This is a genomic window from Bradyrhizobium sp. USDA 4516, assembly GCF_054055915.1.
This window is the reverse complement of record NZ_JBSRXT010000001.1, coordinates 3559928-3586643: the sequence shown is the minus strand read 5'-3', so window position 1 is coordinate 3586643 and position 26716 is coordinate 3559928. Positions and strand designations below refer to the sequence as shown.

Below are 26716 nucleotides of genomic sequence, written 5' to 3'. Positions count from 1 at the left end.
AGTTCGCTCGCGCAGCAGCCTACGCTGCGTCAAGCAATTCGCCAACCTCGGCCATGCCGACCGCGCGATCGCCGAGCAGGTGCTCGGTCATCCTGCGCTGAACGGTATTTTCCGTTAGCCGGAACGGATCGCCCGGCAGCACGCGGTGGTCGATCACCATCCGCGACAGCAACAGCCGACGCGCATCGCCGCGCATCTGGTGGATGCGCCCGCCCTCCCACGCCAGCGCGACCGCGCTTGCGACATGATAGAGCAGGCTGGTGGCGCGGCGCGCATCGCCCTCATTGTCGATGCGGCTCGCCACCTCGCGCGCAAACGCGACCGCACGGTCGCTAAGATCGCGCAGCCGGTTGCGCCAGGCTTGCGGAACATTCGCGCTATCATCGAGCCGCGCATGCAGATCGGCGGCGAAAGCATTGTCGGCGCCATGGCGGCCGACCGCACGCTTCAGCGCATCGATCGCGACGATATTGCCGGTGCCCTCCCAGATCGAGCCGAGATGCGCGTCGCGCAGCAGCCGCGGCGTGACGAATTCCTCGATGTAGCCGATGCCGCCGCGCATCTCCATCGCATCGCCGCAGACCTTTCGGGCGTCGCGAGTGGCGCGGAATTTCAGCGTCGGCGTCAGGATGCGAAGCAGCGCCGCGGCGTCCTGACTGCCGGCCTCGGCGCGGTCGAGCGCGTCAGCGGTCAAAAAGCTCATCGACAGCGCCTGTTCGGTCGGCAGCATGATCTTCATCAGCTGCCGCCGCGCCAGCGGCAGGTCGATGATGCGCTGGCCGAACACCACGCGGCCACGCGCCACTGTCATCGCGTCGTGCCAGGCGCGGCGCATCAGCGCAGTCGATTTCACGCCGTTGGAGAGCCGCGACGAGTTCACCATCTCGGCCATCTGCACGAAGCCGCGGTCGAGCTTGCCGACGGCGTAGGCGATCGCGCCGTCGAACTTGATCTCGCCCGAGGCCATCGAGCGGGTGCCGAGCTTGTCCTTCAACCGCACGATCCGGTAATGGTTCTGCGAACCGTCGTCGAGGAAACGCGGCATCAGGAACAGGCCGACGCCGCGGGTGCCCGGCCCGGCGCCTTCCGGCCGCGCCAGCAGCATCACCACCTTGGCATCGGCGTTGGAGCAGAACCACTTCTCGCCATAGAGCCGCCAGTGGTCGCCCTCCTGCACGGCGCGCGTGGTCAGCGTGCCGACATCGGAGCCGCCCTCCTTCTCGGTCATGAACTGGCCGCCCTGCGTCAGCTTGCTCATGTCGGTCTGGGTCAGGCCGTCGAGATATTTCGCCTTCAATGCCTCGCTGCCGAAATTTGCCAGCAGCTTGGCGCACCCGTCGGTGACGTTGATCGGGCAGCCCATGCCGAATTCGGTCTGGTTGAACAGGAAGGTGAAGGCGTGCTTGGCGACGACAGGATACTTGTCGGGCCAGCCCATGATGCCCTTGCGGAGCGACAGCGCGTGAATGCCGAACTCGCCGAACGCGGCCTTCTCGATCTCGCGATAGGCCGGATGATATTCGATGTGCTGCACGTCGCGGCCGAACTTGTCGCGCTGGTGCAACACCGGCGTATGCCGGTCGGCAAGCCGCGCGCATTCGTCGAGATAGCCTCCGGCCAATCCACCGAGGCGGTCGAGATGCGGCTCGATATGGCGGAACAATGCATCGGGCAAATGCAGCTTCAGAAGATCGGTCAGCGCCGGATCGGCCCGGTAGAAATTCATTCCCGTCGTGTCGGGCGCCAGCAGGCCCGGCTGGCTGGCGGCTGACGTTTTCGGATCCTGCTTGTGCGGCTGCATTGAATTCCCGGCTTCGGTGCTCATTTGTTTGGGCACGACTATCCTCCTCCGGCCGAGCAAAGGAAAGCCCAATGGATATTCCAAAATACAAGATCGCCCTGATCGTCGGCGCCGGCGAGGGCCTCAGCGCCTCGCTGACGCGGCTATTTTCGCGGGAGGGAATTCGTGTGGCACTCGGCGCCCGCAGCATCGAGAAGCTCGGCGCGCTCTGCACCGAAACAGGCGCGCGGGCCTACGCCTGCGACGCCACCAAGGCCGAGGATGTCGAACGTCTTTTTGGTCTGGTCGAGCGCGAGATCGGAACGCCTGATCTCGTGGTCTACAACGCCTCCGGCCGCTCGCGCGGGCCCTTCGTCGAACTGGTCCCTTCAGAGGTCGAACAGGCGATCGCGGTCTCGGCGTTCGGCGGATTCCTGGTGGCGCAGGAGGCGGCGAAGCGCATGCTGCCCAACAAGAAGGGCGCAATCCTGTTCACCGGCGCCTCCGCCAGCGTGAAGGGCTATGCGCAATCGGCGCCGTTCGCGATGGGCAAGTTCGCCTTGCGCGGCCTCGCGCAGAGCATGGCGCGCGAACTGTCGCCGCAGGGTATTCACGTCGCGCATTTCGTGATCGACGGCGGCATCCGCAGCGCTGCCCGCGCCGAGCCCGCCGACCGGCCGGACTCGATGCTCGATCCCGACGCGATTGCACTGAGCTACTGGAGCGTGCTGCAGCAGCCGCGCAGTGCCTGGACCTGGGAGCTGGAATTGCGGCCCTGGGTTGAGAAGTTTTGAGATGACGAAGATCATGTAAGCAGCGTAGGCTGGACGAAACGCCAACGTGATCAAGATCGCGAGCAAGCTGTGAGGCGGTGCGCACGAGGCTTGGCGCCTTTTGCTCACCGCGTGAAGTAACTTTCACCGTCATTCCGGGATGGTGCGCTATCACCAGACCCGGAATCTCGAGATTCCGGTCTGGTGCTAGCGCACCATCCCGGAATGACGAAACAAACAGACATGGGGAGCGACGACATGACCGCTGAAATCAAGATCGAGACCGGCACCGACGAACTGCTCTGCGTGATCCGCGATCGCGTCGCCGTCATCACGCTGAATCGCCCGGACGCCCGCAACTCGCTGTCGGACACACTGACGCCGGCGCTGCGCACGATGATCAAGACCTGCGGCGAGAACCCCGAGGTCGGCGTGCTGCTCGTCACCGGCGCCGGCAAGGCGTTCTGCGCCGGCGGCAACGTCAAGGGCATGGGCGCGCATCGCGACAAAAAGAAGCTCGAAATGTCCTATGAGGACAAGGTCGCGGATTTGCAGGAGCGCCAGCGCCTGCTCACCGGCTCGCTGGCCTCGGTGCGCAAGCCGACCATTGCTGCCCTTCCCGGTCCCGCGGTCGGCGCCGGCCTTGCGATCGCGATGGCCTGCGACATCCGGATCGCGGCGCAATCCGCCTTCATCTCGACCGGTTACTTGCGCGTGGCGCTGAGCGGCGATTACGGCATGGCATGGCTGTTGACGCGGCTGGTCGGCACCTCGCGCGCCCGCGAGCTGATGTTCACCTCGGAGAAGGTCGACGCCACGAGATGCGAGCAGATCGGTCTCGTCAATCGCGTGGTGCCGGACGAAACGCTGCAGGACGACGCCTTTGCGCTGGCGAAGTCCATCGCCGAAGGCCCGACGCTGGCGCTGCGCTACATGAAGGACAATCTCGACGAGGCGCTGCAGTTCGACTTCGCCACCGCACGCGACCACGAGGCCGAGCGGCTAATCCGCCTCACCACGACTGCCGATCACAAGGAGGCGGTGCAGGCCTTCATCGAGAAGCGCAAGCCGGTGTTTCGGGGGAGTTGATCCCAGTTCGGTGTCCCGTCATTGCCGGGCCTGACCCGGCAATCCATCGAAAGAAACGCTTTCGCTCAATGGATGCGCGGGTCAAGCCCGCGCATGACGAGTAGCAGTCGCGGCACCGGTTGGGAAAAGAAAAGGGCCCGGTTCTGGAGGGGCCAGAACCGGGCCTAGTCAGTCAAACCGCAAGCGAGGACATCGCGGCCAAGCGGGAAGTGGCGGCAAGCCGCCAGCTGGCACAGGGAATGTCTTGCGGTTCGACGTGGATCTCTTTCACGAAGCGTACCAGCTTCCAGTCGCCGGGGCTCTGGGTGAAGGCGTAGCCCGACTTGCGGGCGAGGCCGATCATCGTCGCATTGGAACGCAGCGTGTCGCCGAAGATGCGTTCGGCTCCGAAGGACGCCGCACGGCATTCGAGATTCCTGAGCAGCGCCTTGCCAATGCCGTGGCCCTGCCACCGATCATCGATCGACAGGCCGAACTCGACGCTCGACGTATCGGCATGGAAGGCGTAGCGGGCTTCGCCGACGATGGTCTCAAAGCCATCGACCGGCATCGTCGCGACCACCGTGAACCGGTCAGCCTCGCCGACATGGATGAAACGTTCGAGCTCCGTCTTCGGCAGCTCGCTCAACGCGCCCAGGAAGCGGTTGTAACGGGACACCGCGGAGAGCGAGCGGATGTAGCTCTGCAGCTCTTCGCGGTCGCGCGGCTCGACGAAGCGCACCTTGACCTCGCTGCCGTTCTTGGCGCGCAGCACGTCAGAGTATTGCTTGAGATCGTCGAGATGCAGCGCAACCATGACACGCTCCTCGGGTGAAGAAATTAGCCGGCGTCCCTCGATCGAGGCGACGCCAGCGGTGGCGTCCTTCTCAGGCCCGCCAGAACGGCTTCTCGGTCTCGAACACGATGTCGCTGCGGGACATGCCGATGTCGTGCAGGTCGCGCTCGGTCCACTGCGACAGCTCGCGGCGGCGCTCGTAGCGCTCCCACCAGACATGCAGCGTCTCGCCGACCTGGTTCAGCAGGCCCGATGCGTGATGATTTGGCGTATGATGATTTGTCATCGGTTCATGGGTGAAAATGGACATCTGCGGCTCCTGTCGGTAACCTGTTGGCGGTAATATCGGGGCTATTCGGCCCGCTCACAAACGACACTTTGTACCGTTTCGCATGAATTAAAGTCATGTATTTGGAGACGCCCCAGAGATGACCAGCCGCCTGCCTTCGCTGAATGGCCTGAGGGCGTTCGAGGCCGCCGCGCGGCATATGAGCTTCACGCTGGCGGCGTCCGAACTGAACGTGACGCAGACCGCGATCAGCCATCAGATCCGGCGGCTTGAGGAGGAGCTCGGCGTCCGCCTGTTCGTCCGCCAAAACCGCTCGCTGAGCCTGACGCCGGAGGCTGCCGAATACCTTCCCGGCGTCCGGGCCGCCTTCAACGACCTCAGGCTCGCCACCGATCGCCTGCTACGCCGGGACGACGATCACGTGCTGACGGTCTCGACGCTGGCATCGCTTGCCGCCAAATGGCTACTGCCGCGGCTGTCGGCCTTCCAGGAGGCGCATTCCGGCATCGACGTTCGCATCACCACCTCGACCAGCCTGGTCGACTTCCAGCGCGACAAGGTCGACGCGGCGATCCGCTATGGCCGCGGCCAATGGGCGGGCCTGCGTGCCGATTGGTTGATGGCGGATGAGCTGTTTCCGGTGTGCAGCCCGTCGCTGCTGCAGGGAACCAGGCCGCTGAAATGCCCTGAAGACCTCAGGGATCACACGCTCCTGCACACCAGCAACGCCAACAGCGACGACTGGCGGCTGTGGCTGACCGCGGCGGGGCTGCCGACCGATATTTCCAAGCAGCCCGGCGTCACCTTCGACCTGCTGTTCGTGACGATCCAGGCCGCGATCGACGGCATCGGCATCGCGATGGGCCGCACCTCCTATGTGCAGGACGACATCGCCAAGGGTCGCCTCGTGGTTCCCTTCAAGATCGCGCTACCGGCCGACGCCGGCTTCTACCTGGTTTCGCCGCAGGGACGCGCCGATACGCCAAAGCTCTCCGCGTTCCGGAGCTGGCTCGGCACAACGGCGCACGCCGCGCCTTGATGCGGCGCACGCGCCGGCCGGAGCTTCGGTTCTGATTGAACCTGGGCTGAAGCGCCAGATCGTTGTTTTGACGAGGTTTCTTCGCGCGAACCGGTATCCCCTTCGCTCGAAAAGCTCCCTGCGATTTCCACCTACGGCTTTTTTCCCATAGCCCCCCGCGTGATTCCGGGTTGGTCGCGCCGGACAGCCGTGCCAAATTGCCGCACATGGCAGTTAACTGCTTTGGCCGGCGAGACAATTTGCGCCGGCCGTTTTTGTCACGGGGAGGAAAGGGCGTTATGTCGCAGTCGAGTTCATCGCAAGTCCCGCAGATCAAATCGCGTCTTGGAGCCATCCTGCGCGCGACCAGCGGCAATTTCCTCGAGCAGTTCGACTTCTTCCTGTTCGGCTTCTATGCCCAGGCGATTGCGAAGGCCTTCTTCCCCTCCGAGAACGAGACCGCGGCGCTGCTCAACGCGTTCGGCGTGTTCTGGCTCGGCGCCCTGATGCGCCCGGTCGGCGCCGTCGTGCTCGGCGCGTATATCGACCGCATCGGCCGCCGCAAGGGCCTGATCGTGACGCTGTCGATCATGGCTATCGGCACCGTGGTGATCGCGCTCTGCCCGAGCTATTCGACCATCGGCATTGCGGCGCCGATCATCGTGCTGATCGCGCGCCTGCTGCAGGGCTTCTCCGCAGGCGTCGAGCTCGGCGGCGTCTCGGTCTATCTCGCGGAGATCGCCACGCCCGGCAATCGCGGCTTCTACACCTCGTTCCAGTCGGCGAGCCAGCAGGTCGCGATCTTCGTCGCCTCGATCCTCGGCTTCGTCCTCAGCGAGAGCATGCCGGCCGCGACCGTGGCCTCCTGGGGCTGGCGCATCCCGTTCTTCGTCGGCTGCCTGATCATCCCGGTGATCTTCTTCCTGCGCCGGACGCTGGAGGAGACCCCGGCGTTCCTCGCGATGAAGAAGCATCCGACCGCAAGCGAGGTGTTCGCCTCGGCGATCGCGAACTGGCGCATCGTCGTGCTCGGCATGATGATCGCGGTGCTGACCACCACCACCTTTTACTTCGTCACCGTCTATACGCCGACCTTCGGCAAGACCGTGCTGAAGCTCTCGACCCAGGATGCGCTGCTGGTGACGCTGCTGGTTGCGGTGACCAATTTCATCTGGAATCCGGTCGGCGGCGCGGTGTCCGACCGGATCGGCCGCAAGCCGGTGCTGCTGGCGATCGCCGGCCTGTCCCTCATCACGGCCTATCCGGCGTTGCACTGGCTGGTGACCAATCCCTCGTTCGGCAAGATGCTGGCGGTCGAGATGATGTTCTCGTTCTATTTCGGCGTCTACAGCGGCACCATGCTGGGCTGCTTGGTCGAGATCGTGCCGGCGCATGTCCGCACCACCTGCTTCTCGCTGGCCTTTGCATTGGCGGCCGGGCTGTTCGGCACCTTCACGCCGTTCGCCTCGACCTGGCTGATCCAGCAAACTGGCGACAAGGCTTCGCCCGGCTACTGGCTGATGTGCGCCGCAGCTCTCGGCATCGTCGCCGCGCTGATCGTCTATCGTGGCGGCCAGACCATCGAGCAGCGCGAGACGGTTGCGGCCTGATATTCCACTTCGCGGCCGGGCGGGCTCGCTGGGCATGACTTCCCCGGAAAATCGCGACACGCTTTTCCGGATCATGCTCATGCGTCCGGCCGTGTTGCTTTCCATGCCAACAACGATAACAAGAGCGCATGGTTGATCTGACGCGCAGGTTCGACGTGCTGGTGATCGGCGGCGGCAACGCCGCGCTCTGCGCTGCGATCAGCGCACGGCGCGCCAGCGCTTCCGTCCTGGTGCTGGAAGGCGCCCCGAAATTCTATCGCGGCGGCAACACCCGCCACACCCGCAACATGCGCTGCGCCCATGACGCGGCGACCGAGATCCTCACCGGTCCCTACACCGAGGAGGAGTTCTGGAAGGATTTGCTGCTGGTGACCGGCGGCCAGACCGACGAGGAACTGGCCCGCTTCATGATCCACGAGTCCAAGGACATCCTGAACTGGATCGTCGAGCAGGGCGTGCGCTGGCAGCCGTCGCTCGGCGGCACGCTGAGCCTTGGCCGCACCAACTCGTTCTTCCTCGGCGGCGGCCGCGCGATGCTGAACGCGCTCTATCGCACCGCCGAGGAGCTCGGCGTCGACATCCTCTACGATGCCGAGGTCATCGATCTCATGGTCGAGGACGGCATGTTCCTTTCGGCGCAGCTGAAGCAGCCGGTCGGCGGCAAGACCGAAGTCCGCGCCTCGACCCTGGTTGCGGCCGCCGGCGGCTTCGAGGCCAACATCGAATGGCTGAAGGAATCCTGGGGCGATGCGGCCGACAATTTCCTGATCCGCGGCACGCCCTATAATAGCGGCGCGATCCTCAAGATGCTGCTCGCGAAGGGCGTTCAGGAGATCGGCGATCCGACGCAATGCCATGCGGTGGCGATCGACGCCCGCGCACCGAAATTCGACGGCGGCATCATCACCCGTCACGATTCGGTCGTGTTCGGCATCGTCGTCAACAGGCATGCCGAGCGCTTCTACGACGAGGGCGAGGACATCTGGCCCAAGCGCTATGCGATCTGGGGCCGGCTGGTCGCCGCGCAGCCGGACCAGATCGCCTACATCATCTTCGACTCGACCGTGGTGACGAGCTTCATGCCGACGCTGTTTCCGCCGATCGCGGGTGCGACGATTGCCGAGCTCGCCGGCAAGCTCGAGCTCGACGCGGCCGCGCTGGAAAAGACCATCACCGAGTTCAACGCCGCGGTGCAGCCCGGCACCTTCGACCACACCATCCTCGACGACTGCGCTACCCAAGGCATCACGCCGCCGAAGACGCATTGGGCGCGCCGGATCGAGACGCCGCCCTATCTCGCCTATCCGGTGCGGCCCGGCATCACCTTCACCTATCTCGGCACCCGCGTGAACAGGGAGGCGCGGATACTGATGAAGGACGGCAAGCCGTCCGCCAACATGTTCGCCGCCGGCGAGATCATGGCCGGCAACGTGCTCGGCAAGGGCTATGCCGCCGGCATCGGCATGACCATCGGCAGCGTGTTCGGCCGCGTCGCCGGCCGGGAAGCAGCCAAGAATGCGCGGAACTGAAGGCGGGACTGACGCGATGCACGGGACGAGTATCTTGCAGGAAGCCGACCGTCTGATGACGGTGTGCAATTCCTGCCGCTATTGCGAGGGCCTGTGCGCGGTGTTTCCCGCGATGGAGATGCGCCGCGCCTTCTCCGACGGCGATCTCAACTACCTCGCCAACCTCTGCCATAGCTGCGGCGCCTGCTACACCGACTGCCAGTTCTCGCCGCCGCACGAATTCAACGTCAATGTGCCGAAGACGCTGGCGGTCGCGCGCGCCGAATCCTATGCCGCCTATGCCTGGCCGCGCGCCTTTGCCGGCGCATTCGCGCGCAACGGCCTCGTCATCAGCCTGATCGCAGCGCTCAGCGTCGCCGCCTTCATCTTCGGCTTCGCCGCGGTCAATGATCGCGGCGTCCTCACCGGCATCCACACCGGTCCCGGCGCGTTCTACAAACTGATGCCGCACAATGCGATGGCGCTGCTGTTCGGCGCCGCCCTGCTCTACGCGATCCTGGCGCTGGTGATGGGCGTGCGCGCCTTCTGGCGCGACATCGGCGAGCCGGTCGGCATGACGACGGATGCGAAGGCGCTGTTGCAGGCGGTCCGCGACGCCGGCGAGCTGCGCTATCTCGACGGCGGCGGTGTCGGCTGCTTCAACGAGGACGACCAGCCGACCGACCGCCGCAAGCTGTATCACCACTTCACCTTCTATGGCTTCGCGCTGTGCTTCGCCGCGACCTGCGTCGGCACGCTGTATCACTACCTCCTGGCGCGCGAGGCACCCTATGCGTGGTGGGACCTGCCCGTCGTGCTCGGCACGCTGGGCGGCATTGGGCTCGTGGTCGGCCCGCTCGGCCTGCTCGGCGAGAAATGGAAGCGCGACCGCGTGCTGGTCGACGAGCAGCGCATGGGCATGGACACCGCGTTCATCCTGATGCTGTTCCTGACCAGCATCACCGGCCTCGCCTTGCTGCTGTGGCGCGAGACCGCCGCGATGGGCCCGCTGCTGGCGCTGCATCTGGGCGTGGTGTTCGCGCTGTTCATCACCATGCCCTACGGCAAATTCGTGCACGGTATCTACCGCTTTGTCGCGCTGGTGCGCTATGCGCGCGAACGGCAGATGATGGCGGAATGAATGGTGGTGGGTTAGCGCAGCGTAGCCCGGCTTACGAACTCATCTTGCATCGGGCTTTGTCGCCAGCGCACAGAACCACTCATTTGTCTCGACCAGCTGAGCCTGCGTGAAGCCGGCCGCTGCCAGCTTTTCCGTCACCCCTTCCTTGGGCTGTCCGGAGTAGCGCGTAAAGCCGAGTGCGATCCTGCCGCTCGGCTTCATCACGCGACGGACCTCACGTAGCCCGGCGACGGCATCCGGCCAGACCTGCATCGAGTTGATCGCCAGCGCCGCGTCGAAGCTATTCGCATCGAATGGCATGCGTTCCACGGAGCCAAGCCGAAGCTCGACACGACCATCCTCGATCGCGGCCGCGTTCCGGGCGCGAGCTTGCCCGACCATCTCCTGCGACGGATCAATGCCCGCGATGCGTCCGACCGGCACCAATGTCGACAGGCGATGAATGACGGCGCCCGGACCAAACCCGACTTCGAGCACGCTGTCATCAGGTCCTACCTCTAGGCGATCTGCGACCCACGCGCCGCAATCTGCATTGGTGCGCGCCATGATCATGCCGCCGAGCCTCCCCAGCAGGCCCCGGGGGCGGCCAAACGCACGCAAGAGGATGCTTTGCACGACGCTCACCGATTGCCATCTCCGGTGAACAGGATTTCGGGACGGTCGCGGCTACAAATCCACCACCACGTAGTCACTCTCCACCGCGACCTTGATGGTCTCGGCGACATACGGTCCCTTCACCACATTGGTGCCCGGCTCGACGCTGACCGGATAGGCGCGCACGCGGAAGCGGCGCGGGTCGCAATAGGACTGCCCGGTGCGGATGTCGAACTCCCAGCCGTGCCAGGGGCAGCGCAGGATCTCGCCGAGCTTGGTGTATTCGATTTCGCCGGGGTCCGACGACGACGCGAGCCCGATCAGCGGCCCCTCACACAGCGCCGCGCCCTGATGCGGGCAGCGGTTCAGCAGGCCGAAGAACTCGCCCTTGACGTTGAAGACCGCGATCGGCCGTCCGTCGATCTCGAGAAATTTTCGCGAACCCGGCGGCAGCTCGTCCACCGGGGCTATCACATGCCGCGTCATCAATCGTTCTCACGCATGATCTGATTCGAAAAACCGGTTCCCACTTTTTCGGATCATGCGATACCGTACAGCTGCTTGGCGTTGTCGAGATAGAACGCCTGGCGATTGGCATCGCTGACGCCGGCCGGCAGCACGCGCGACGGCTCGTCGTAATCCCAATGCGGGTAATCGGTCGCGAACAGCAGCCTGTCCCAGCCGATCCACTCGATGGTCTGGAACAGATGGTCGCGGCTCTCCGGATCCTCCATCGGCTGCGTCGTCCACCAGATGTGGTCGCGGATATATTCCGACGGCTTGCGCTTCAGATGCGGCACCTCGGCATGCAGCCGCGAAAACACCTTGTCGAGCCGCCAGGCCAGCGACGGCGCCCAACCGAAGCCGGCCTCGACCATCACCATCTTCAGTTTCGGGAAGCGCTCGAACACGCCCTCGAGCACGAGGCTCGCCAGCGCGGTCTGCTGGCACTGCGAATGCCCGACCATCTCCTCGATATAGTAGCTCGGCCAGCCCGACGCGGTGATCGGGTTGCCGCCGAAGCCGAATGCGTGCACGCCGATCGGAAGGCCGGCTTCCTGTGCCGCCTCATAGATCGGCCAGTAGCGGCGCTGGCCGAGCGGCTCGACATTGCGGCTCAGCAGCAGCACCTGGACGAAATTTGTGTCGCCTGCGCGCTTGCGGATTTCGGCGGCGGCCGACATGCCATCCTCATTGGCGACGACGACCGAGCCTTTCAGCCGGGTATCCTTGCTGGTCCATTTCTCGATTTGCCAGTCGTTGATTGCCGAACAGATCGCGCCGGCGAGATCCTGATTGCGGATACCTTGCCCGGTGTTGAGCGGGTTGAGCACGCCAAGCGCGACATTGTTGGGATCGAGATGCTGCCTCTGCATGAAGGACAGCGACGAGCCCTGCGGGCCGCCTTCCGGCGGATAGGCATCGCGGCGCGACGCATTCGGCTGCGCCTTCGGATAGGGCGGGCCTCCCATCATGCCCTGATAGGCATGGACGCCGAAGGTCTCGAGATGCGCATGCCAGCGCTTTTCGAGATAAGGATACAATTCATCCTTGGTGGCGCGGGCCGGATGGATGTCGCAGTCGGCGATCGCGGTCTTGATGCTGGTCGGCAATGCGGTTTCGGGACGCTCGCGGAGCTGGATGTTCATGGCGTCTTCTCCTTCACCTTGAGCCGGCCATAGGTCGCATGCGGATTATCGATCATGATCTTGCGTACCAGATCCTGCGACAACCCGTGCGGCAGCACCTCGTCACCGTCGAACTGCCAATGCGGATAATCTGACGAGAATAGGATCAATTCGTCCGACTGCATATGGTCGAACAGGCGGTTCAGCGTGTCTCCGTCCGGCGGCGCATCGACCGGCTGCAGCGAGAAGCGGATGTTGCTGCGCACAATCTCCAGCGGCGCGCGGTCGACCCACGGGGTCTCCATGCGCACGCCGCGCCAGAACTTGTGCAGCCGCCACAGGAATGGCGGCAGCCAGGTGAAGCCGGACTCCAGCATCACCATTTTCAGGTTCGGATGGCGCGCGAACACGCCCTCGACGATCAGGCTGGTGAGCTGGGTCTGGAACGCCTGCGCCTGCGCAACATAATCCTCGATGTGATAGGAGCCCCAGCCGACCGAGGTCGGCGGATTGTGATAGGCGCTGCCGGCATGGATGCCGACCGGCAGGCCGAGCCGTTCCGCCGCGGCGTAGATCGGCCAGTAGTGCCGCTTGCCAAGCGGCATGTCGCCCATCACCAGCATCAACACCTGCACGAAGCGCTTGTCCTGCGCACAGCGCTCGATCTCGGCGACCGCCTTCTCGATGCTCTGCACCGGGATCACGATCGAGCCGCGCAGGCGATCGTCCTTGTCGAGCCATTCCTTGACCAGCCAGTCGTTCAGCGCGCGGCAGAACGCATCGGCCATGTCCTCGGAGAACACCATCTGCACGCCGTAGAGCGGATTGCAGATGCCGTAGGCCGTGCCGAACTGGTCGAGCGCCTGCCGCTGCATGTCCGCAAGGCTCGAGCCCGGCTTGCCTTGCGCTGGACGCCAGTCCGGCCGCGACGAGATCGGCGAATTGGTCGGATAGGATTGCGAGATCAGGTCGGTCATGCCGCGCGTCGTCACCTGGTCGCGCCAGTAGTCGTTCATGTACGGCAGCAGGCTGGTGAGGTGAGGCACGGCGGGATGCAGATCGCAATCCACGCCGCCCGCGATCGGCGACGTCATGATGTTTCCTCCGCGCACGCTCTCACGACAAGCTTGTCGGGCGGCGCCTGGTTCTTGTCTTGCATTCAATCAGGCCATGCCGCGGCCTGCAACTCGGCAAAGGGCTGCGTGGTGTGCTAGGAGGGCAGGACGCCCCACGGGATTTTCATGGCAAGCAACGAGAAAGAAGGCCGATGAACGCGCTCACATCCATCGCCGAACAGGTCGCCGCAAAACTGATCGCGAACAAGCAGACGATTGCGGTCGCGGAATCCTCAACCGGCGGACTGATCTCCGCATCGCTGCTCGCGGTTCCCGGCGCGTCGGCCTATTTCCTCGGCGGCGGCGTGATCTACACCCGCGACGCGCGGCGCGCGCTGATGGACATTCCCGACGACGCCATGCGTGGGCTCCGCTCGGCGTCGGAACCTTACGCGCAATTGCTGGCGCGGCAGATCCGCGAGCGCCTCGCGACCGACTGGGGATTGTCGGAGACCGGTGCCGCCGGCCCGACCGGCAACCGCTACGGCGATGCCGCCGGCCACAGCTGCATGGCGGTCGCAGGCCCCCACCAGCAGGTGATCACGCTGGAGACCGCGAGCGGCGACCGGCAGGCGAACATGCAGGCATTTGCGAAGGCGGCGCTGGAGCTGTTGTTGAAGAATCTGGAACGGTAATTTTTCCCTGTCGTCCCGGGCAAGCGACTTGTCTCACCGAAGCTCGAAGAGCGGAGGCGGAAGCGCGACCCGGGACCCATAATCACCGATGGCAATTGACGATGGTCCGCTGGAGCCACAGCCTGCTTCAACAACTCGATCCTGTGGTTATGGGTCCTGGTTTCGCAGGGACGACTTGGGGAAAGAGCCTGCAATCTAACGAGGACTGCGTAGACCGGATGAAGCGAAGCGCAATCCGGGACGACTTCATCCGCTGAGCGACTGTTCCCGGATTTCGCTGCGCTTCATCCGGGCTACAAGAGCAGCGCGCGGCTCACTTCTCGCGGAACGAGCGCATGAACTGGTCGCTCATCGGCTTCATCAGATAGGACAGCATGGTGCGGTCGCCGGTCTGGACGAAGGCTTCCACCGGCATGCCCGGGATGATCTTCACCTCGCTGCCGAGGCGCGCCACTTCTTCCGGCGGCATCGAGACGCGGATGGTGTAATAGCTCTGCCCGGTGCGCTGGTCGGTGGTGACGTCGGCGGAGACGCGGGTGACGACGCCGTTCAGCTCCGGCGTGGTGCGCTGGTTGAAGGCGGAGAGCCGCAGCACTGTCTTCTGTCCGACCTGCAGCTTGTCGATGTCCTGCGGATTGACCTTGGCCTCGACCGACAGATCGTCGGCCTTCGGCACGATCATCATGATGGCATCGCCCGCGGTAATGACGCCGCCGACGGTGTGCACGGTCGATTGCAGCACGACGCCGTCCTGCGGCGCGCGGATGTCGATGCGGCGGAGCTGGTCCTCTGCGGTGACCTTGCGCTCGACGAACTCGCCGATCTTGTCGTTGGTCTCGCGCAGGTCCTTCGAGACCTCCGCCAGCATGTCCTTGTCGACCTGGATGATCTGCAGCTCGGTCTCGGTGATCTTGCCCTTGGCCTGCGCGCGCGAGGCGATGTACTGCGCGCGCTCGCCGGAGAGCCGCGCCGCGTCGCGCTCGAGCGTGGTCAGGCGCGTCAGCTGCACCAGATGCTGCTCATAGAGCTGGCGGACGCCGACCAGCTCCTGCTGCACCAGCGCGATCTCCTTGTCCTTGGCGCTCTCCTGCGCCTGCAGGCCGGAGATCTCCTCGTTGAGCTGGGTGACGCGCTCGCGCAGCTGCGCCTTCTGGCCGGTGCGGCCGTTGACGCGAACCTCGAACAGCTTGGTTTCGCTCGCCATGATGTCGCGAACGTCCGGATCCTTGGCCTGCTCGAGCAGCTGCGGCGGGAAGGTGATCTTGTCGCGGCCCTGCTGCTCGGCCTCGAGCCGGGCCGCGCGCGCATAAAGACCGTTCAGCGTCTTGACCACGATCGCAAGGCTGGCCTTCACGACGGTCTCGTCGAGGCGCACGACGATGTCGCCCGCCTTGACCACGTCGCCGTCGCGCACCCGCACCTCGCCGACCACGCCGCCGGTCGGATGCTGCACCTTCTTGACGTTGGATTCGACCACCACCGAGCCCGGCGCGATCAGCGCACCCGAGATCGGCACCGTTGCGGCCCAGCCGCCGACGCCCCCGCCGAGAACCAGAACCACGGCGAGGCCGACGATCAGATGCTTGCGGATCGAGCGATGTGCGTTGCGCGGTTGATCGGTCATGACTTTGCGGCTCCCGCATCCGCGACGATCTTGATCGGCGTCGGCACCGGCGGCGCGGCACGCTGCAGCACCTGCGCGAGCACAGCCTCCTTCGGCCCGAAGGTCTGCATGCGGCCGTCCTTCAGCACCAGCAGATGGTCGACGCCCTCGATGCCGATCGGCCGGTGCGCAACCACGACGACGACCGCGCCGCGCTCGCGGGCGCCGCGCACCGCGCGGGTCAGCGCCTCGTCGCCTTCGCTGTCGAGATTGGAGTTCGGCTCATCCAGCACGATCAGGAACGGGTTGCCGTACAGCGCCCGCGCCAGCGCCACGCGCTGCGCCTGGCCCGCGGAGAGCGCGGTGCCCTGCTCGCCGACCTGGGTGTCGTAGCCCTCGCGCATCTTGATGATCATCTCATGCACGCCGGCCTCCTTGGCCGCCGCGATGATGCCGTCGGACTTGGCGTCGGGATCGAACCGGCAGATGTTCTGGGCGACCGTACCGGCAAACAGTTCGACGTCCTGCGGCAAATAGCCGACGTGGCGCCCCAGTTGGTCGGACGACCATTGGTCGAGCGCGGCGCCGTCGAGCCGTACCTTGCCCCGCGCCGGCATCCAGACGCCGACCAGCGCCCGGATCAGCGACGACTTGCCGGAGCCGCTCGGGCCGATCACGCCGACGCCGCTGCCGGCTTCGACGGCGAAGGTGATGTCCTGCACGATGGCGCGCTGGTCGCCCGGCGCGACCATAGTCACGGCCTCGACCGAAAGCTTCTTCTCCGGCGCCTGCAACAGCGTCTGCTCGGGGCGCGCCGGCATCTGCTGCAGCAGGCGGTTGAGCCGCTGCCAGCTCTGCCGCGCGGCGACGAAGCCCTTCCAATGCGCGATCGCGAGATCGACCGGCGCCAGTGCCCGCGCGCTCAGGATCGAGCCGGCGATGATGATGCCGCCGGTGGCCTCCTGATGGATCACGAGATAGGCGCCGACCGCGAGCACGGCGGACTGCAGCATCATGCGCAGCACCTTGGCGACCGCGCCGAGCCCGCCGGTGACGTCGCTCGCACGCTGGTTGCCGGACAGATATTCCTCGTTGGCCTCGTTCCAGCGCCTGTTCATGCGGCCGGCCATGCCCATCGCCACCAGCACCTCGGCGTTGCGGCGGCTGGAGGCGGCAAGATCGTTGCGCCGCGCCGCGAGCGTCATCGCTTCCTTGGCCGGCGTGCGCGACAAGTATTCGGTGATCAGCGTCAGCGTCACCAGGATGATCGCGCCGACCAGCGCCGTGACGCCAAGCAGCCAATGGAAGGCAAAGCAGATCACCATGTAGAACGGCAGCCATGGCAGATCGAAGAACGCGCCGGGACCCATGCTGCCGAGGAAGGAGCGCACATTGTCGAGGTCGCGCAGCGGCTGCAGGCCTTCGCTGCGATTGCCGGCCATCAGCGGCAGCCGAACGACGGTGTCGAACACCCGCGCATTGAGCGCTTCGTCGAGCGAGGTGCCGACGCGGCCGAGGATCCGTCCGCGCAGCAGGTCGAGCACGCCCTGAGCCATGTAGAGGACCGCGGCGATGACCACGAGGCCGACCAGGGTCGGAACGCTGCGGCTCGGCAGCACCCGGTCGTAGACTTGCAGCATGAACATCGAACCTGTCAGGTAGAGCAGGTTGATCATGCAACTGATGAGGCCGACGCCGATAAAGGCGCTGCGGCAAGCGCGCAGCGCCTCAGCCAGTTCGGAACGCCGGACAGCGGGCGCGGCTGCCATAAAAACTGATCTCTGCAAAACAAAAGAGTTACGTGATCACCACGTTGTATAGACGTTTGCGACCACCGTCCATTTTAAGTCGCGTGAACCAAAGCATGGTTCGCGGCCTCATTTTGTGATCGCACCGACAGTTGACGGAATAAATCAGGGTTAACCGGCGGCGGAACCCTAGCCTCGCGCGGGCGCGCTTCCCGGAAGCGGCACGAGAATGACCGACATCGAGACCCGGCCGATCTCGCCATCCACATCGAGCAACACCCCGCTGCCGACACCGAGCCCCGCCTCCGGGCGCCAGCGCGCATCGGCGCGAACGCCGATCCAGGCGCCCCGCGGCGACCGGAACAGCTGCACCGCAAGGTTCGGATTGGGGTCTGCCACCACGTTCTGGACCGGCCGCGCGATGCCGTGGGTCCAGTCAGCCGGGCCGAGCACCCGCGCCAATGGGCCGGCGTCCGCAATGACGGCGTGATGCAAGCGAAACCAGGCGGTATCGCCGCCGGCACGGGCTTCCATCGCATCCATGAACCAGCTGCGGCCATGGACGGCGTGTAGGTTGCGCAACGGAAATGCCGTGGGATCCACCGGATCGGCTGCGCTCCCGTAAAACCCCGGGACCTCGACGGCACGCTCGCGCGACAGCGTCACGCGCACCGTCGCGCAGGGTCGCTCCTCACCGGCCGGCCAGAGCGTGTTGTCGACGACGCTGACCCGGCCGCCTTCGGTCACCACGGTAACGTGCGTGCGCAGTTCCGCCATTGGCGTCGGCCGCAGGAACCAGGCCGTCGCCGAGATCGCGGTGCCCCAATTGCGCGCACCGGCCATGGCCTCGACCTCGCCGGTCAGCAGGCTTGCGACCGCCCCGCCCTGAAGGCCGGTGAACGGCCCGGCCGCCAGCGCCGCGGGCTCCCAGTGATGGGGCGTGGCGAGCGGTTCGAAGATGGCCAAGGCGAATGGTCCCTTGAGATGAACAGGATTGAGCGTTCAGCCAATCTGATCCAAGAATAGCGGCCATGACAAAAGGCCATTCATCACTTCAGGTGAGCAAGATTCACCCATTGGATGCCCCCGATCCGCGGGTGATTCCGCCGCTGCCGGCGCTGCTCGCCTTCGAGCGCGCGGCCACCCAACTCAGCTTCCGGCGCGCCGCGCGAGACCTGTCGCTGAGCCCGTCGGCGATCAGCCACCAGATCCGCGGGCTGGAAGAGCAGTTCGGCACCAAACTGTTCGTCCGCGGCGCGCGCCAGGTGCGGTTGACCGACGACGGCGAGCGCTACCTTGCAAAAGTGTCGGCCGCGCTGGCGACGCTGCAGGAGGCGAGCCGTGACATGCTGCGGCGACGCGGTGAGGCCGGCAGCGAGCTCTGGATCAGCTCATTGCCGTTCTTCACCAGTGCCGTGCTGCTGCCGGCGCTGCCGGATTTCAAGCGGCGCCATCCGCAACTGACGCTGCGGATCGAGGCCACCCACCAATATGCCGACTTCAACGGATCACGCGTCGATGTCGCGATCCGTTACGGGCGGGAACATGCCACCGGGCTGAAAGTCGAGCCGCTGGTACAGGTCAAAGGATTGCCGGTCTGTACGCCGGCGCTGGTCAAGGCAGGTCTTCGGACCCCAGCGGACCTGTCGCGCGAGGTGCTGATCCATGTCACGACGCAGCCGCGGGCGTGGCCGGCCTGGCTGAGGGAGGCCGGGCTGCCGAATCTCGCTCCGCGCGGACATCTGTGGCTCGACAGCGTGCCGGCGATGCTGGAGGCCGCCGAACACGGACTCGGCGTCGCGATTGCGATCGCGCCGCTGATCAAGGCGCGGCCTGGCTTCGGCAAGCGGCTCGTGGCGCCGTTTGCGTTCGAGGCGGCGCACAGCGAGACGATCTACCTGGTCTCCCGCACCGAGCAGGCGCGGGACCGCCGCATCGCGGCGGTGCGGCGCTGGATCACGGACGCCGTCGCGCGGGCGAGCTAGGCCGTGGCGGGCGCCGGCTCGGCCAGGATGCACCGTGCCAAACGGCCGGGAGCGACCTGCACGACCGGCGGCAAGCGCTCGCTGCAGCGCGGCTCGGCGAACTTGCAACGCGGTGCAAAGGAGCAACTGGCCGGCGCATGATCGAGCGAGGGCGGGGTGCCCGGAATGGTTTCCAGCCGCTGGCCGCGCATCGCGCCGTGAATGGTCGAGGCCAGCAGGCCCTTGGCATAGGGATGCACCGGTGAGCGCACGATATCGCGCAAGGCGCCCTGCTCCACGATCTGGCCGGCATACATCACCGCAACGCGGTCGCAGATCTCGATCGCGACACCGATGTCGTGAGTGACGAAGATGACCGACATGCCGAACTCGCGCTGCAATTCGCGCAGCAGCAGCAGGATCTGGATCTGCACGGTGGCATCGAGCGCCGTGGTCGGCTCGTCCGCGAGCAGGATCTTCGGCTTGCAGGCCAGCGCCAGCGCGATCATCGCACGCTGGCGCATGCCGCCCGACATTTCGTGCGGATAGGAGTCCAGCCGCCGCTTCGCGGAGGGGATCCGCACCACCTCGAGCATTTCAAGCGCACGCGCGGTAGCCTCGCGCTCGCTCTTGCCCTCGTGGCGCATCACCGTCTCCGCGATCTGGCGGCCGATGGTGTAGACCGGATCGAGCGCCAGCGCCGGCTCCTGGAAGATCATCGAGACGGTCTGGCCGCGGAACGCGGACAGCGCCTCATCGTCCATCGCCAGCACCTCTTGTCCCAGCACCTTGACGCTGCCGGAGATCTGCGTGCGTTTCTTCGGCAACAGCCGCATCAACGCGCGCAGCGTCACGCTCTTGCCCGAGCCGGACTCGCCGAGCAGCCCCAACACCTCGCCCTCGCCGAGCTGCAGGCTGAGATCGTTCACGGCATGGACCGTGCGATCGCCGGTGAAGCGGATATTGAGGTTGTTGATCTCGACGAGGTTGGTCATGCGAGCTTGGGCACCCTGGCGTGGAAATCGGTGGCACGCTGGAACGCGGCGCCGATCCGGAGCAGAACCGCTTCCTCGAAGGAGCGACCAATCAGCTGCATGCCGACCGGTAGACCCGTCTTGGTGAAGCCGGAGGGAATCGAGAGCGACGGCAGGCCGAGATAGTTGACCGGGCGGGTGAACCGCGTCAGCCGCTGCAGCACCGCGTCGGCGCCCGGACCATTGCCGACATCACTCTCGGCAATCGTGGGCGCCGGCACCGGCGACGACGGTGCGATCACCGCATCGACCCCGTTGACCGCCGCGTTGTGCGCGGCGAGCGCGGGGCCACGCCAGCGCATCGCCTCGAGATAGGTGACCGCCGGAATGGTCAGGCCGTTCTGCAGCCGCATCAGGACCTGCGCGCCGTAATCCTGCGGCCGCTCGATCATCCAGCGCTTGTGGAAGGCGGCAGCCTCGACCGCGAGCACCAGCTGCGATGCCGAGGAGAGCTGGCGCTGATCGGGCAGCTCGACCTTGACGATCTCGGCGCCCTCTTTCTTCAAGGTGGCGATAGTCTCGTCGAGGATACGCGCCACCTCAGGGTCGAGGTCGTCGACATAGAACGCCGTCGGCACGCCGATCTTCAGGCCCTTCAGCGACTGTTTGGTCGCGGCCATATAGTCCGGGACCGGCTGCGTCGACGCTGTCAGGTCCTCCGGGTCCGCCCCGGCCATCAGGCCGAGCAGCAGCGCGCAGTCCTCCGCGGTCTGCGCCAGTGGGCCGACCGTATCGAGCGACTGCGACAGCGGCATCGCACCGGCGCGGCTGACGCGGCCGACCGTCGTCTTCAGGCCGGTGACGCCACAGAAATGCGCCGGCATGCGCACCGAGCCGCCGGTGTCGGAGCCGAGCGCCGCGAAGGTGAGCCGCGCGGCGACCGCCGAGCCCGAGCCCGACGACGAGCCGCCGGTGATGTGCTCGGTGTTCCAGGGATTGCGCACCGCGCCGTAATGCACGTTGTGGCCGGTCGGCCCATAGGCGAACTCGACCATTTGCAACGAGCCGAGGCGGACCTGTCCGGCATCCTTCAGCCGCTGCAGGGCGGTCGCGGTCGTCTTCGGCGCGAAGTCGCGGCGAATCAGCGAGCCGCAGGTCACGACCTTGCCGGCATCATAATACATGTCCTTGTGCGCCAGCGGCACGCCGTGCAGCGCACCGCGACTATTGCCCCTGGCAAGCGCGGTATCGGCCTCGGTGGCGGCGGCCAGCGCCTGCTCGGATTCGACCGCCATATAGGCGTTGAGGCGCGGCTGCCATTCCGCAACGCGATGCAGCACGGCGCGCGTCACCTCATGCGAGGAAACTTTCTTGTCGGCAATCGCCTTGGCGACCGCGGTCAGCGTCATCAGGGCCGGATCAGAACTCATTTCGACACCTTCTCGATCTTCTGCGCGATCTGCGCCAGCAGGAAGCTCGCGGGTTCGAGATCGAAGGGCAGCGTACCGGAGATCGGTGCAAAGCCGTCGAATGCCGGCCCGATCGAATTGGCGATCCGGGTGGCGACTTCGTCGTCGGCGGGCACGTCAGCGACGTGCGCGATCACCTTGACATCCTTGGGTGTGGGTCTAGTCATGCCGCGTTTTCTCCTTTTGCTTTTGCCGGCGCGCGGCTGTGCCCCGAGCCAGGAATGGCCATGTAGCACGCCGCTTGATGGCCCATTGTATCGAGATCGCTGAGTTTTGGCGTGTCGTTTGCGCAGAGCGGCTCCGCAAACGGACAACGGGTGTGAAACCGGCAGCCCGATGGCGGATCGATCGGATTGGGCGGATCGCCCGAGATCGGCGGCACCTCGGTGCGCCTGTCGGGATCGGATGACGGCATCGCCGCCAGCAGTGCGCGGGTATAGGGATGCGCCGGCGCGTCCCAGACCGCATCGACCGGGCCGAGTTCGACGACCTCGCCGAGATACATCACCAGCACGCGGTCGGAGATGTAGCGGACGACGTTGAGATCGTGGCTGATGAACAGATAGGTCAGGCCGAATTCCCGCTTCAGGTCGGCGAGCAGATTGAGCACCTGCGCCTCGACCGATTTGTCGAGCGCGGACACCGCTTCATCGAGGATCACGAGCCGCGGCGACAGCGCGAGCGCACGCGCGATATTGACGCGTTGACGTTGGCCGCCGGACACTTCGTGCGGATAGCGGTTGGCGAAAATCTCCGGCCGCAAGCCGACCTTACCGAGCAATTCGCGCGCCAGCGTCCGCGCCGTGTCGTCGGCCATGCCGTGGACCTTTGGCCCGAAGGCGATCGATTCCTCGATGGTGAGGCGCGGATTGAGCGAGGCGTAGCTGTCCTGGAACACCATCTGCACGCCGCGCCGCAAATCGCGCAGCGAGAGCGACGGGCCGACCTGCCTTCCGTCATAGATGATATCGCCGGCATCGCGTGCCATCAGGTGCATCAACAGCCGCGCGGTGGTCGATTTGCCGCAGCCGGATTCGCCGACAATGCCGACGGTCTCGCCCTTCATGACCGCGAAGGTGACGTCGTCGACGGCGCGCACGGTCTTGCGCGGACTGAACAGGCCGCCGCGCACCGGGAAGTGCTTGGTCAGTCCCTTGACCTGCAGCAGCGGCTGCGCGGCGCCGCCGATGTCGGCGACCGGCTCCAGCATATCGACGGAGAGATTGGCGTCGCTCATGCTCTAATTCCTGATGTCCATGGCGCTGCGCATGCCGTCGCTCAGCAGATTGAAGCAGATCGAGACCGCGAAGATCATCGCGCCCGGCAGCGCCGCGACCCACGGATTGACGTAGATCGCAGTACGCAGCGTGTTCAGCATCAAGCCCCACTCCGGCTCCGGCGGCTTGGTGCCGAGCCCGAGGAACGACAGACCGGCGGCGAGGATCATCGACACCGAGATAAGGCCAGTGGCGTAGACGAAGATCGGGCCGAGCACATTGCCGAGCATGTGGACGCGCATGATGGTGAAGGGCCCGGCGCCGGACGCGCGCGCCGCCTCGACGAAATCCATGTTGCGCACGCCCGTGGTGACGCTTTCGGCGACGCGGGTGATCTGCGGCACGAACACGATGGTCAGCGACACGATCGAATTGGTGATGCCGGCGCCGAGCGCTCCCGAGATCGCGATCGCCAGCAGCACCGACGGGAAGGCGTAGAACACGTCGACCGTGCGCATGATCGCGGTGTTGAGCTTGCCGCCGACATAGCCGGCGACGAGGCCGAGCGAGGTGCCGATCACGAAGGCGAAGATCACCGGCAGAATGCCGATGACCAGCGACAGCCGTCCGCCATAGATCAGCCGCGCCAGCATGTCGCGGCCGAGCTCGTCGGTGCCGAGCGGATAGCCCGGCGTGCCGATATGGCGGAGACGGCGGATCATCGAGCCCTGATAGGGATCGGCAAGATGCAGCCATGGTGCCAGCAGCGCCGAGGCAAAGATCAGCACCAGGATGATGGCGCAAGCCATGCTGACCTTGTCGCGCCTGATGCGGCGGCCAACCGTCGCCCAATAGCCACGCGCCTTGGTCGCGGGGACGGCCTGCAATGCGGTATCCAACATCGCACTCATGGCTAGCTCCGCTTGATGCGCGGATCGATCGCGGCCTGCGCGATGTCGACCAGGAGGTTGAGCAGCACGAAGAACAGCGCCAGCACCAGGATCGTGCCCTGCAGCAGCGGCAGATCGCGCTGGAAGATCGCCGAGTTCAACAGCAGGCCCGAACCCGGCCAGGAGAACACGGTCTCGATCAGGATCGAGCCGCCCAGCATGTAGCCGAGCTGCAGGCCCATCACCGCGAGCGCGGTCGGCGCCGCATTCTTGATGACGTGGCGAAACACCTCGGTCTCGCGCAGGCCTTTTGCGCGCAGCGCCTCGACGAAATCCTGGCTCAGGATGTCGCCGGTCAGCGCGCGCACCGTGCGGGTGACGATGCCCATCGGGATCACCGAGGTGGTGATCGCCGGCAGCACCAGATAACGCAGATGCTCCCAGTCCCACGCCCAGGCGCCGGAGCCGCCGGGACCTGCGCCGACCGCGGGCAGCCAGTTGAGCTGCACCGAGAAGATGATGACCAGCACCATGCCGAGCCAGTAATGCGGCAGCGACACGCCGGCTATCGCAACCGAGGTCGCGACCTTGTCGACCCAGGTGTCGCGGAAATAGCCGGCGATCAGGCCGAACAGCAGGCCGAGCGTAAAGCCGATCATCGCGGCCGCGATCGCCAGCATCACGGTGTTGCCGACGGCACGCATCACCTCGGTCAGGACGGGCCGCCCGGTCGCGATCGAATTGCCGAGATCGCCATGGATCGCGCGCCACAGCCACAGGCCGAATTGCACCGGCAATGGGCGATCGAAGCCGTAGGCCGTGCGCAATTGCGCGGCGAGCTCCTGCGAGGCATCGGCGGGCAGCACCGCGACCAAGGGGTCGCCGGGCGTGATGTGCACCAAGAGGAAGCACACCAGCGCCACGCTGAGCACGATCGGAATGACGTAGACGATCCGTCTGGACGTATAGGCGAACACGTTGCGTTCTTTCTTCCTTCTCACCTTGTGGGAGAAGGTGGCGCGCCGAGCGCGCCGGATGAGGGGTTTCTATCCGCGGATACAGTCATTTCAGATCGGAGAGGAGCGCCCGCGGAGACAACCCCTCACCCGGCTTCGCTTTCGCGAAGCCACCCTCTCCCACAAGGGGAGAGGGTACACCTATTGCGCGGCTAGCGCCTCACGGCGCGACCGTGACCGGCGAGAAGTCGACGAACCAGCTCTTCGGCTGCACAAATCCCTTGATCTTCGGGCTCATCGCGCGCGGTGCGACGTCGTGGGCGACATAGAGGAAGGCCGCGTCGTCGACCGAGGCCGCATGCAGCTCGGCCAGCGCGGCGTCGCGCGCCGCCGGCTCGAAGGTCTGGCGGGCCTTCTTCACCAGCTCGTCGAACTTCGGGTTGTTGTTGAAGCCCCAATTGTTCGACACCGGCGGCGCCATGCCCGACTGCAGGAAGCGCACCAGCGCGAAGAACGGATCCATCGCCGCATAGGTGACGTTGATGGCGTTCGAGCCGTTGGCGGTCGGATCCTTGGTGCCGCGCCGCCAATTGGTGAACAGCGTGTTCCACTCGATGACGTCGAGCTGCACATCGAAGTAGCATTCGGCCAACGCCTGTTGCAGATACTCGTTCATCGGCAGCGGCAGCATCTGGCCCGAGCCCGATGCCGAGGTCTGGATCTTGACCGTCAGCTTCTTGTTCGGACCGAAGCCCGCCTCCTGCATCAGCTTCTGCGCGGCCGGCTTGTCGTACTTGATCTGGAAGGTCGGGTTGCCGCGCCAGGGATGGCCGGGCTCGAACGTGCCGGTCGCCGGCACCATCAGGCCGGCAAGCAGGCCGTCACGCAGCCCTTCGCGATCGATGCAGAGATTGGCCGCCTTGCGGACGCGGATATCATTCCACGGCGAGCCCTCGACGCGCGAGAACTGCCACGGCCAGACGTGCGGCTCCTCGTTGGAATAGAGGTTGAAGCCACGCTGCTTGATCTCGGGCAGCGCGTCCGGCGCCGGCGCCTCGATCCAGTTGACCTGCCCCGACAGCAGCGCCGCCGTCCGGGCATTGGCTTCCGGCATCGGCAACAGCACCATCTTGTCAGCCTTGGGCACGCGCGCCTTGTCCCAGTAGTTCTCGTTCTTCACCAGCTCGAGCCGCTCGCGCGGGGTGAAGCTCGACATCTTCCAGGGGCCGGTGCCCGACGCGTCCTTGGCGAATGCGGCCCACGCGGCCTGCGACTTCGCCTTGGCGTCGGCGCCTTCGGCCTTTTCGTAGAATTTCTGCCACTTGGCCGGGCTCGCCATGAACAAATTGGTGAGGTTGATCGGCAGGAAGCTGTCCGGCTCCTTGGTGGTCAGCTCCACCGTCATGTCGTCAATCTTGCGCGCCGAGACCAGCGTCGGCATGCGCGAGGCGGTGACGCCGACCTGGCTCGCATCGTATTGCGGCGCGTCCTGCTTCAAGACCTTGTCGACGTTCCAGACTACGGCGTCGGCATTGAACGGCGAGCCGTCATGAAAGGTGACGCCGGAGCGCAGCTTGAAAATCCACTTGGTCTTGTCGGCATCGTCGACCTTCCACTCTGTCGCAAGGCCGGGGATCATCGCGCTCGCCTTGTCCGACGACGACAGGTCCCACATCGTCAGCGCGTCATACATCGTAAGCCCAGTGAAGCGATTGCCCTCAAAGCCCTGGTCGGGCTGACCGAGCGTGCGCGGAATATCGGCAGCGGTCATGCCAATGCGCAGCACAGTCTCGGCGCTGGCGATCGCCGGCACGCCTGTGGCTATCGCAAGCGCCAGCATGATCGCCGTCGCATTGGTTTTCCTGTTACGCATCTGAGCAGCCCCTTCGAGTCTGGTGACGTTTTGGTGATTATTTCTTGGGCAAGCGTATGCAATGCCT

25 protein-coding genes are annotated in these 26716 nt (G+C 65.5%); 8 read left to right on the top strand and 17 right to left on the bottom strand.

The window, feature by feature from the left end; genetic code table 11:
* Positions 1 to 19: 19 nt before the first annotated feature.
* Positions 20 to 1801, bottom strand: coding sequence for an acyl-CoA dehydrogenase family protein (locus ACVI1L_RS16455; RefSeq protein ID WP_229193342.1), 1782 nt, complete (start codon positions 1799 to 1801; stop codon positions 20 to 22).
* 71 nt (positions 1802 to 1872) lie between these two features.
* Here ACVI1L_RS16455 and ACVI1L_RS16450 point away from each other — a divergent pair, with 71 nt between their 5' ends.
* Positions 1873 to 2574, top strand: coding sequence for an SDR family NAD(P)-dependent oxidoreductase (locus tag ACVI1L_RS16450; protein WP_316397494.1), 702 nt, complete (start codon positions 1873 to 1875; stop codon positions 2572 to 2574).
* A 237-nt stretch (positions 2575 to 2811) separates the two neighbouring features.
* Positions 2812 to 3642 (top strand): enoyl-CoA hydratase, encoded by an 831-nt coding sequence (locus ACVI1L_RS16445; protein ID WP_057020172.1) that lies wholly within the window; start codon positions 2812 to 2814, stop codon positions 3640 to 3642.
* Positions 3643 to 3814: 172 nt separating this feature from the next.
* On the opposite strand, the gene ACVI1L_RS16440 is transcribed toward ACVI1L_RS16445, so the two are convergent.
* Both ACVI1L_RS16440 and ACVI1L_RS16435 read right to left on the bottom strand, forming a co-directional pair.
* Positions 3815 to 4438: a GNAT family N-acetyltransferase gene (locus ACVI1L_RS16440; protein ID WP_253625125.1), complete on the bottom strand. Its 624-nt coding sequence runs from the start codon at positions 4436 to 4438 to the stop codon at positions 3815 to 3817.
* Positions 4439 to 4508: 70 nt separating this feature from the next.
* Positions 4509 to 4703, bottom strand: coding sequence for a DUF1127 domain-containing protein (locus ACVI1L_RS16435; protein ID WP_092085443.1), 195 nt, complete (start codon positions 4701 to 4703; stop codon positions 4509 to 4511).
* 142 nt (positions 4704 to 4845) lie between these two features.
* Between ACVI1L_RS16435 and ACVI1L_RS16430 the strand changes: the two genes are divergently transcribed.
* From ACVI1L_RS16430 to tcuB, 4 genes are all read left to right on the top strand, one after another.
* Positions 4846 to 5745, top strand: a complete 900-nt coding sequence (locus ACVI1L_RS16430) for a transcriptional regulator GcvA (RefSeq protein WP_028336584.1) — start codon at positions 4846 to 4848, stop codon at positions 5743 to 5745.
* 278 nt (positions 5746 to 6023) lie between these two features.
* Positions 6024 to 7334 carry an MFS transporter gene (gene tcuC / locus ACVI1L_RS16425; protein WP_076832572.1) on the top strand — a complete coding sequence of 437 codons (1311 nt, stop codon included), beginning with the start codon at positions 6024 to 6026 and terminating at the stop codon, positions 7332 to 7334.
* A 128-nt stretch (positions 7335 to 7462) separates the two neighbouring features.
* Positions 7463 to 8863 (top strand): FAD-dependent tricarballylate dehydrogenase TcuA, encoded by a 1401-nt coding sequence (tcuA, locus tag ACVI1L_RS16420; RefSeq protein ID WP_456783305.1) that lies wholly within the window; start codon positions 7463 to 7465, stop codon positions 8861 to 8863.
* Positions 8864 to 8879: 16 nt separating this feature from the next.
* Positions 8880 to 9983 carry a tricarballylate utilization 4Fe-4S protein TcuB gene (gene tcuB / locus ACVI1L_RS16415; RefSeq protein WP_456783304.1) on the top strand — a complete coding sequence of 368 codons (1104 nt, stop codon included), beginning with the start codon at positions 8880 to 8882 and terminating at the stop codon, positions 9981 to 9983.
* A gap of 39 nt (positions 9984 to 10022) precedes the next feature.
* On the opposite strand, the gene ACVI1L_RS16410 is transcribed toward tcuB, so the two are convergent.
* Genes ACVI1L_RS16410 through ACVI1L_RS16395 form a run of 4 tightly spaced genes read right to left on the bottom strand, consistent with a single transcriptional unit; the run spans position 10023 to position 13299 of the window.
* Positions 10023 to 10607, bottom strand: coding sequence for a class I SAM-dependent methyltransferase (locus tag ACVI1L_RS16410; protein ID WP_210263000.1), 585 nt, complete (start codon positions 10605 to 10607; stop codon positions 10023 to 10025).
* 42 nt (positions 10608 to 10649) lie between these two features.
* Positions 10650 to 11063 (bottom strand): Rieske (2Fe-2S) protein, encoded by a 414-nt coding sequence (locus ACVI1L_RS16405; protein ID WP_076832577.1) that lies wholly within the window; start codon positions 11061 to 11063, stop codon positions 10650 to 10652.
* Positions 11064 to 11116: 53 nt separating this feature from the next.
* Complete coding sequence (locus ACVI1L_RS16400) at positions 11117 to 12226, bottom strand: amidohydrolase family protein (RefSeq protein ID WP_456783303.1); 1110 nt, start codon at positions 12224 to 12226, stop codon at positions 11117 to 11119.
* On the bottom strand, positions 12223 to 13299 hold the full coding sequence (locus tag ACVI1L_RS16395) for an amidohydrolase family protein (protein ID WP_076832583.1): 1077 nt from the start codon (positions 13297 to 13299) through the stop codon (positions 12223 to 12225). The genes ACVI1L_RS16400 and ACVI1L_RS16395 overlap by 4 nt, the downstream gene beginning before the upstream one ends.
* Before the next feature lie 173 nt (positions 13300 to 13472).
* Here ACVI1L_RS16395 and ACVI1L_RS16390 point away from each other — a divergent pair, with 173 nt between their 5' ends.
* Positions 13473 to 13955 (top strand): CinA family protein, encoded by a 483-nt coding sequence (locus ACVI1L_RS16390; protein WP_253604962.1) that lies wholly within the window; start codon positions 13473 to 13475, stop codon positions 13953 to 13955.
* 313 nt (positions 13956 to 14268) lie between these two features.
* Here the strand turns inward: ACVI1L_RS16390 and ACVI1L_RS16385 are convergent, their stop codons facing one another.
* The 3 genes from ACVI1L_RS16385 to ACVI1L_RS16375 form a co-directional block, all read right to left on the bottom strand.
* Positions 14269 to 15579, bottom strand: a complete 1311-nt coding sequence (locus ACVI1L_RS16385; protein WP_076832588.1) for an HlyD family type I secretion periplasmic adaptor subunit — start codon at positions 15577 to 15579, stop codon at positions 14269 to 14271.
* Complete coding sequence (locus ACVI1L_RS16380; RefSeq protein ID WP_456783302.1) at positions 15576 to 17327, bottom strand: type I secretion system permease/ATPase; 1752 nt, start codon at positions 17325 to 17327, stop codon at positions 15576 to 15578. Before ACVI1L_RS16380 ends, ACVI1L_RS16385 begins: the two co-directional genes overlap by 4 nt.
* Positions 17328 to 17495: 168 nt before the next feature.
* The gene (locus ACVI1L_RS16375; protein ID WP_456783301.1) at positions 17496 to 18272 is read right to left on the bottom strand and encodes an acyl-CoA thioesterase domain-containing protein; all 777 of its coding nucleotides are present in this window, start codon (positions 18270 to 18272) and stop codon (positions 17496 to 17498) included.
* Positions 18273 to 18382: 110 nt separating this feature from the next.
* Between ACVI1L_RS16375 and ACVI1L_RS16370 the strand changes: the two genes are divergently transcribed.
* On the top strand, positions 18383 to 19291 hold the full coding sequence (locus ACVI1L_RS16370) for a LysR substrate-binding domain-containing protein (RefSeq protein WP_253625134.1): 909 nt from the start codon (positions 18383 to 18385) through the stop codon (positions 19289 to 19291).
* Here ACVI1L_RS16370 and ACVI1L_RS16365 read toward each other — a convergent pair.
* From ACVI1L_RS16365 to ACVI1L_RS16335, 7 genes are all read right to left on the bottom strand, one after another.
* Positions 19288 to 20265: an ABC transporter ATP-binding protein gene (locus tag ACVI1L_RS16365; RefSeq protein WP_229190236.1), complete on the bottom strand. Its 978-nt coding sequence runs from the start codon at positions 20263 to 20265 to the stop codon at positions 19288 to 19290. The two genes, ACVI1L_RS16370 and ACVI1L_RS16365, sit on opposite strands and share 4 nt — an antisense overlap.
* Positions 20262 to 21674: an amidase gene (locus ACVI1L_RS16360; RefSeq protein WP_456783300.1), complete on the bottom strand. Its 1413-nt coding sequence runs from the start codon at positions 21672 to 21674 to the stop codon at positions 20262 to 20264. Before ACVI1L_RS16360 ends, ACVI1L_RS16365 begins: the two co-directional genes overlap by 4 nt.
* Positions 21671 to 21880 carry a hypothetical protein gene (locus ACVI1L_RS16355; RefSeq protein ID WP_076832604.1) on the bottom strand — a complete coding sequence of 70 codons (210 nt, stop codon included), beginning with the start codon at positions 21878 to 21880 and terminating at the stop codon, positions 21671 to 21673. The genes ACVI1L_RS16360 and ACVI1L_RS16355 overlap by 4 nt, the downstream gene beginning before the upstream one ends.
* Entirely contained in the window at positions 21877 to 22950 is a 1074-nt protein-coding gene (locus ACVI1L_RS16350) for an ABC transporter ATP-binding protein (RefSeq protein WP_057020086.1), read from the bottom strand. Before ACVI1L_RS16350 ends, ACVI1L_RS16355 begins: the two co-directional genes overlap by 4 nt.
* Before the next feature lie 3 nt (positions 22951 to 22953).
* Positions 22954 to 23841, bottom strand: a complete 888-nt coding sequence (locus ACVI1L_RS16345; RefSeq protein WP_156436506.1) for an ABC transporter permease — start codon at positions 23839 to 23841, stop codon at positions 22954 to 22956.
* 2 nt (positions 23842 to 23843) lie between these two features.
* Entirely contained in the window at positions 23844 to 24797 is a 954-nt protein-coding gene (locus ACVI1L_RS16340) for an ABC transporter permease (RefSeq protein ID WP_050382524.1), read from the bottom strand.
* A gap of 199 nt (positions 24798 to 24996) precedes the next feature.
* A complete protein-coding gene (locus tag ACVI1L_RS16335; protein WP_456783299.1) occupies positions 24997 to 26649 on the bottom strand; it encodes an ABC transporter substrate-binding protein in 1653 nt (550 codons plus the stop codon).
* Positions 26650 to 26716 lie beyond the last annotated feature (67 nt).

Excerpts from the sequence above, each read along its gene's own strand:
- ACVI1L_RS16455 (WP_229193342.1), bottom strand. The coding sequence starts at position 1,801 with ATGCAGCCGCACAAGCAGGATCCGAAAACGTCAGCCGCCAGCCAGCCG.
- ACVI1L_RS16450 (WP_316397494.1), top strand. The coding sequence starts at position 1,873 with ATGGATATTCCAAAATACAAGATCGCCCTGATCGTCGGCGCCGGCGAG.
- ACVI1L_RS16445 (WP_057020172.1), top strand. The coding sequence starts at position 2,812 with ATGACCGCTGAAATCAAGATCGAGACCGGCACCGACGAACTGCTCTGC.
- ACVI1L_RS16440 (WP_253625125.1), bottom strand. The coding sequence starts at position 4,438 with ATGGTTGCGCTGCATCTCGACGATCTCAAGCAATACTCTGACGTGCTG.
- ACVI1L_RS16435 (WP_092085443.1), bottom strand. The coding sequence starts at position 4,703 with ATGACAAATCATCATACGCCAAATCATCACGCATCGGGCCTGCTGAAC.
- ACVI1L_RS16430 (WP_028336584.1), top strand. The coding sequence starts at position 4,846 with ATGACCAGCCGCCTGCCTTCGCTGAATGGCCTGAGGGCGTTCGAGGCC.
- tcuC (WP_076832572.1), top strand. The coding sequence starts at position 6,024 with ATGTCGCAGTCGAGTTCATCGCAAGTCCCGCAGATCAAATCGCGTCTT.
- tcuA (WP_456783305.1), top strand. The coding sequence starts at position 7,463 with ATGGTTGATCTGACGCGCAGGTTCGACGTGCTGGTGATCGGCGGCGGC.
- tcuB (WP_456783304.1), top strand. The coding sequence starts at position 8,880 with ATGCACGGGACGAGTATCTTGCAGGAAGCCGACCGTCTGATGACGGTG.
- ACVI1L_RS16405 (WP_076832577.1), bottom strand. The coding sequence starts at position 11,063 with ATGACGCGGCATGTGATAGCCCCGGTGGACGAGCTGCCGCCGGGTTCG.
- ACVI1L_RS16400 (WP_456783303.1), bottom strand. The coding sequence starts at position 12,226 with ATGAACATCCAGCTCCGCGAGCGTCCCGAAACCGCATTGCCGACCAGC.
- ACVI1L_RS16395 (WP_076832583.1), bottom strand. The coding sequence starts at position 13,299 with ATGACGTCGCCGATCGCGGGCGGCGTGGATTGCGATCTGCATCCCGCC.
- ACVI1L_RS16390 (WP_253604962.1), top strand. The coding sequence starts at position 13,473 with ATGAACGCGCTCACATCCATCGCCGAACAGGTCGCCGCAAAACTGATC.
- ACVI1L_RS16385 (WP_076832588.1), bottom strand. The coding sequence starts at position 15,579 with ATGACCGATCAACCGCGCAACGCACATCGCTCGATCCGCAAGCATCTG.
- ACVI1L_RS16380 (WP_456783302.1), bottom strand. The coding sequence starts at position 17,327 with ATGGCAGCCGCGCCCGCTGTCCGGCGTTCCGAACTGGCTGAGGCGCTG.
- ACVI1L_RS16365 (WP_229190236.1), bottom strand. The coding sequence starts at position 20,265 with ATGACCAACCTCGTCGAGATCAACAACCTCAATATCCGCTTCACCGGC.
- ACVI1L_RS16360 (WP_456783300.1), bottom strand. The coding sequence starts at position 21,674 with ATGAGTTCTGATCCGGCCCTGATGACGCTGACCGCGGTCGCCAAGGCG.
- ACVI1L_RS16355 (WP_076832604.1), bottom strand. The coding sequence starts at position 21,880 with ATGACTAGACCCACACCCAAGGATGTCAAGGTGATCGCGCACGTCGCT.
- ACVI1L_RS16350 (WP_057020086.1), bottom strand. The coding sequence starts at position 22,950 with ATGAGCGACGCCAATCTCTCCGTCGATATGCTGGAGCCGGTCGCCGAC.
- ACVI1L_RS16345 (WP_156436506.1), bottom strand. The coding sequence starts at position 23,841 with ATGAGTGCGATGTTGGATACCGCATTGCAGGCCGTCCCCGCGACCAAG.
- ACVI1L_RS16335 (WP_456783299.1), bottom strand. The coding sequence starts at position 26,649 with ATGCGTAACAGGAAAACCAATGCGACGGCGATCATGCTGGCGCTTGCG.